This is a genomic window from Spirosoma endbachense (assembly GCF_010233585.1).
GTDB classification, from domain to species: domain Bacteria; phylum Bacteroidota; class Bacteroidia; order Cytophagales; family Spirosomataceae; genus Spirosoma; species Spirosoma endbachense.
Genome location: NZ_CP045997.1, coordinates 10,324,671 through 10,325,785 on the forward strand (window position 1 = coordinate 10,324,671; position 1,115 = coordinate 10,325,785).

1 protein-coding gene is annotated in these 1,115 nt (G+C 49.6%); it reads right to left on the reverse strand.

The window, feature by feature from the left end; genetic code table 11:
* Positions 1-8: 8 nt before the first annotated feature.
* Positions 9-1,088 carry an IS701 family transposase gene (locus tag GJR95_RS41655; protein WP_162391499.1) on the reverse strand — a complete coding sequence of 360 codons (1,080 nt, stop codon included), beginning with the start codon at positions 1,086-1,088 and terminating at the stop codon, positions 9-11.
* Positions 1,089-1,115: the final 27 nt, after the last annotated feature.

The following is a 1,115-nucleotide window of genomic DNA, read 5'->3' on the forward strand; positions in this document are numbered from 1 at the left end:
AACTGATGTTACGCCAACTCCATTTGTGGATGTTGGCTGAGTTGATTTTTGAGGACGGCCAGTTCCGCAAAAGCCGCTTGCAGGGCTTTGAGGTATAACCGCCCTTTCAAGGCAAAATGATTGGTATGGGCCATTAGCCGCAAACGCTCTAACTTAACATAGGCGCAAATACTGGCAAACAGATGATTCGCCTGAGTGCGGTGGGTGCGGGTGGGAGACTTCTCCAACGAGGCATTTTGCTTGAGCGATTTATGATACTCCTCGATACCCCACCGTTTTTGGTAGGTTGTCAGAAGTTGTTGGTAAGTCATTGTCACATCAGTAGTGAGCAATAGTAGTTCACCGACCGACCCATCCTTGTTGGGAAGAATGTCGCCACAAATCGCGACGGGTGCTTGCACCGAGCGAATGAAGACGGTCAATACGGTGCCTGGTTGAAGCTGTAGTGTGCTGATTTTGACAAATTTACCATTCGCCCGGTCATGTTTGGAGAGGGCTATTTCCAGATTGGACTTGACTGCACCCAGGTAGTGGTGCTTCAAGCCTAAGACTAAGTTGATATTATCCGCATTAGTGTACCAGGAGTCGGCCAATACATAGCGGAATGGGACAGCGTTCTGGTGGGCCTGTCGTACCATATCCTGAAACATCTGGTGCTTAGTTCGTTCTGAGCGCCAGACAACCTTGTGCGTCTTCAACTCGCACTGCTGGACTTTGATAACTGGCTCGAAACTCAGCGGACATTGGCCTTTGGTGGTTTGATAGACTAAACTGACAAAATTAATGCCCCGCACATACTCACTACAGGTATGGTCGTAATGGGTGGTGACCAACCCGTTTTCATCGCTGTGGGGCTTGTGGGCGATACTATCATCGGTAAGTAGAACACCGTCAGGCTCCTGAATTTGGCGAATTAGTGGTTTGACATGTTGCCACAAGGTGCGGTTATCACCCTGAAGTCGGTTGAGCAGATCGGTCCCCGCATCGTGGCCTACGGCTCCATCGGTCAGCCGTGACAAGCCAGTCGCGGTAGTCTGGCCAAAACTACTAAGTAAGTAGTCAGTATAGAGGTCGAGGGTTGTCTGCATACTCAAAATTAAACCAGCCATCCAAAA